The 3,129-nt window shown below is 51.6% G+C and carries 1 rRNA gene; it reads left to right on the forward strand.

Annotated features, from left to right (window positions below):
- Positions 1-229: 229 nt before the first annotated feature.
- Positions 230-3,109: ribosomal RNA gene (locus tag AC1RQF_RS33195) — 23S ribosomal RNA — on the forward strand.
- The last annotated feature ends 20 nt before the right edge of the window (positions 3,110-3,129 follow it).

The following is a 3,129-nucleotide window of genomic DNA, read 5'->3' on the forward strand; positions in this document are numbered from 1 at the left end:
GATATGAGTAATACCATATCGGCTGTCGTTCTTTAACAATCTGGAAGAAGTAAGTAATTTGGATAGCGGAAGCGTCTTGAGATGGACGTGAAAACTATCCGGGTTGTGATTGTATCGATGTATCTCAAGATGATTCGAACTTCATGTTCGGCTCAATTGGAATACGGCACAACGCGAGAACTCAACCTGTAACGACTGTCAGTCGAAAGACGAGACAGACTCGTTATAGGGTCAAGCGAATAAGTGCATGTGGTGGATGCCTTGGCGATCACAGGCGATGAAGGACGCGGTAGCCTGCGAAAAGCTACGGGGAGCTGGCAAACAAGCATTGATCCGTAGATGTCCGAATGGGGAAACCCACTCCTTCTGGAGTATCCATAGCTGAATACATAGGCTATGTGAAGCGAACGCGGTGAACTGAAACATCTAAGTAACCGCAGGAAAAGAAATCAACCGAGATTCCCAAAGTAGTGGCGAGCGAAATGGGATCAGCCTGTACTCTTTATTTTTGTTGTTAGTCGAACGCTCTGGAAAGTGCGGCCATAGCAGGTGATAGCCCTGTAGACGAAAACAGCGAGAAAGAACTAAGTGTACGAAAAGTAGGGCGGGACACGTGAAATCCTGTCTGAAGATGGGGGGACCATCCTCCAAGGCTAAATACTCGTGATCGACCGATAGTGAACCAGTACCGTGAGGGAAAGGCGAAAAGAACCCCGGGAGGGGAGTGAAATAGATCCTGAAACCGCATGCATACAAACAGTCGGAGCCTGGAAACGGGTGACGGCGTACCTTTTGTATAATGGGTCAGCGACTTACGTTCAGTAGCAAGCTTAACCGTATAGGGCAGGCGTAGCGAAAGCGAGTCCGAATAGGGCGTTCAGTTGCTGGGCGTAGACCCGAAACCAAGTGATCTATCCATGGCCAGGATGAAGGTGCGGTAACACGTACTGGAGGTCCGAACCCACTAACGTTGAAAAGTTAGGGGATGAGCTGTGGATAGGGGTGAAAGGCTAAACAAACTTGGAAATAGCTGGTTCTCTCCGAAAACTATTTAGGTAGTGCCTCGTGTCTCACCTTCGGGGGTAGAGCACTGTCATGGTTGGGGGGTCTATTGCAGATTACCCCGCCATAGCAAACTCCGAATACCGAAGAGTGCAATCACGGGAGACAGACATCGGGTGCTAACGTCCGGTGTCAAGAGGGAAACAACCCAGACCGCCAGCTAAGGTCCCCAAATATAGCTAAGTGGGAAACGAAGTGGGAAGGCTAAAACAGTCAGGAGGTTGGCTTAGAAGCAGCCACCCTTTAAAGAAAGCGTAATAGCTCACTGATCGAGTCGTCCTGCGCGGAAGATGTAACGGGGCTAAGCTATATACCGAAGCTGCGGATGCACACTAGTGTGCATGGTAGGAGAGCGTTCCGTAAGCCTGCGAAGGTGCGTTGAAAAGCGTGCTGGAGGTATCGGAAGTGCGAATGCTGACATGAGTAGCGATAAAGGGGGTGAAAGGCCCCCTCGCCGTAAGCCCAAGGTTTCCTACGCAACGTTCATCGGCGTAGGGTGAGTCGGCCCCTAAGGCGAGGCAGAAATGCGTAGCTGATGGGAAGCAGGTCAATATTCCTGCACCATTGTTAAATGCGATGGGGGGACGGATCGCGGAAGGTTGTCCGGGTGTTGGAAGTCCCGGTCGCTGCATTGGAGAAGGCACTTAGGCAAATCCGGGTGCGGAATTCAAGGGTGTGGCGCGAGCTTCTTAGGAAGCGAAGCAATTGGAAGTGGTTCCAAGAAAAGCCTCTAAGCTTCAGTTTAACAATGACCGTACCGCAAACCGACACAGGTGGGCGAGATGAGTATTCTAAGGCGCTTGAGAGAACTCGGGAGAAGGAACTCGGCAAATTGGTACCGTAACTTCGGGATAAGGTACGCCCTTGTAGCTTGATGCCCCTGCGGGCAGAGGGTGAAGGGGTTGCAATAAACTGGTGGCTGCGACTGTTTAATAAAAACACAGCACTCTGCAAACACGAAAGTGGACGTATAGGGTGTGACGCCTGCCCGGTGCCGGAAGATTAAATGATGGGGTGCAAGCTCTTGATTGAAGTCCCGGTAAACGGCGGCCGTAACTATAACGGTCCTAAGGTAGCGAAATTCCTTGTCGGGTAAGTTCCGACCTGCACGAATGGCGTAACGATGGCCACACTGTCTCCTCCCGAGACTCAGCGAAGTTGAAGTGTTTGTGATGATGCAATCTACCCGCGGCTAGACGGAAAGACCCCATGAACCTTTACTGTAGCTTTGCATTGGACTTTGAACCGATCTGTGTAGGATAGGTGGGAGGCTATGAAACCGGAACGCTAGTTTCGGTGGAGCCGTCCTTGAAATACCACCCTGGTTTGTTTGAGGTTCTAACCTTGGTCCGTGATCCGGATCGGGGACAGTGCATGGTAGGCAGTTTGACTGGGGCGGTCTCCTCCCAAAGCGTAACGGAGGAGTACGAAGGTACGCTAGGTACGGTCGGAAATCGTGCTGATAGTGCAATGGCATAAGCGTGCTTAACTGCGAGACCGACAAGTCGAGCAGGTGCGAAAGCAGGTCATAGTGATCCGGTGGTTCTGTATGGAAGGGCCATCGCTCAACGGATAAAAGGTACTCTGGGGATAACAGGCTGATACCGCCCAAGAGTTCATATCGACGGCGGTGTTTGGCACCTCGATGTCGGCTCATCTCATCCTGGGGCTGTAGCCGGTCCCAAGGGTATGGCTGTTCGCCATTTAAAGAGGTACGTGAGCTGGGTTTAAAACGTCGTGAGACAGTTTGGTCCCTATCTGCCGTGGGCGTTGGATATTTGAAGGGGGCTGCTCCTAGTACGAGAGGACCGGAGTGGACGAACCTCTGGTGTACCGGTTGTCACGCCAGTGGCATCGCCGGGTAGCTATGTTCGGAAGAGATAACCGCTGAAAGCATCTAAGCGGGAAACTCGCCTTGAGATGAGATATCCCTGGAGGCTTGACCTCCTTGAAGGGTCGTTCGAGACCAGGACGTTGATAGGTCAGGTGTGTAAGCGCAGTAATGCGTTCAGCTAACTGATACTAATTGCCCGTAAGGCTTGATCCTATAACAAGTCTGTCTCGATG

Source organism: Burkholderia sp. GW821-FHT14F03, from assembly GCF_058803765.1.